Below are 1,333 nucleotides of genomic sequence, written 5' to 3' on the forward strand. Positions count from 1 at the left end.
CCCCCTAAATCCCCGCGCGGCCGCGCGACCCGCTCCCGTACGCTCGCCGGATGCTGCTCATGGGTGGGGACAGAATCGACGAGGCCATGGCGCACGCGGCGGGGGCGCTGCGGGCGGTGGCCGACCGCGACTGGAGCGCCAAGGCGGGCGGGCTCGACTGGAGCTGCCTGGAGACGGCGGAACACATCGCGGGCGATTTCGTCGCGTACGCCGGGCAGTTGGCGGGCCGGGCCACCGACGGCTGGGTCCCCTTCGAGGTCACGCTCGACGAGGGCACGGGCCCCGAGGGCGCGATCCAGGTGATCGAGGCGACCGGCCGCCTGCTCGCGGCGACGGTCCGCACGACGCCCCGCGGGGTCCGCGGCTTCCACCCCTACCCCTCCGGCAGCGCGGACGCGGCGGGCTTCGCCGCGATGGGCGTCGCCGAGGTCCTGCTCCATACGTACGACATCTGCGAAGCGCTCGGCGCCGACGCGGAGCCGCCCGCGGAACTCTGCGGGGCGGTGCTGGCCCACCTCTTCCCGCACGTACCACCCTCGGGGGGCTCGCCATGGCGGGTCCTGCTCTGGGCCACGGGCCGAGGCACCCTGCCGGGCCGCGACCGCCTCCTGTCCTGGCGCTGGCACAACGCCCGCTCCCTGCCGGCGGGCCCGCTGGCACTGCGCGAGGTGTCCCCCGCGGCGGCCGCGGACCTCGCGGCGGGCGGCACGGGCGGCCTGACCTGGATCGAGGGCGGCCCCTTCAACGGCACGCGCGGCGCCGCCGGAAAACTGGCGAAGGCGTACGCGGACGGGGTGCACCGCCCCGAGTGGGGCATGTACGTGCTGGTCCGCACGGAGGACGAACTGGCGGTGGGCGCGATGGGTTTCCACGGCCCGCCGGACGACGAGGGCCGCGTAGAAATCGGCTACGACTTGGCGGAGGCGGCGAGGGGTCGTGGCTATGCCACGACGGCGCTGCGTTCTCTCTCGGAGTGGGCCCTCTCCCACCCCGAGACCACGTCCCTGCTGGCCCGGGTGGACCCGGAGAACAAGCCATCCCAGGCAGTCCTGACCCGAACAGGCTTCACCCGCCACCCGGACCGGGACAACACACAGATCTACGTCCTGCACCAAATTTAAGCGGGGCCCACGGGAAGCCCCGTAAGGGGCGCGGGGAACGGCGCGAGCAACCACAACACAACCCGCAGGGAAGCCCCGTAAGGGGCGCGGGGAACGGCGCGAGCAACTACAACACAACCCGCACGCGAAAACCCACCGACCCCGCGGGCACGTCGTGGCTGGTCGCGCAGTTCCCCGCGCCCCTTACGGGGCCATCCGCACCGCCCCCGAAG

The 1,333-nt window shown here is 73.7% G+C and carries 1 protein-coding gene; it reads left to right on the forward strand.

Features of this window, described 5'->3' with window-relative positions:
* Positions 1–50: 50 nt before the first annotated feature.
* Positions 51–1,121, forward strand: a complete 1,071-nt coding sequence (locus GKQ77_RS32765) for a GNAT family N-acetyltransferase (RefSeq protein WP_219692785.1) — start codon at positions 51–53, stop codon at positions 1,119–1,121.
* Positions 1,122–1,333: the final 212 nt, after the last annotated feature.

Source organism: Streptomyces anatolicus (assembly GCF_019400875.1).
GTDB classification, from domain to species: domain Bacteria; phylum Actinomycetota; class Actinomycetes; order Streptomycetales; family Streptomycetaceae; genus Streptomyces; species Streptomyces anatolicus.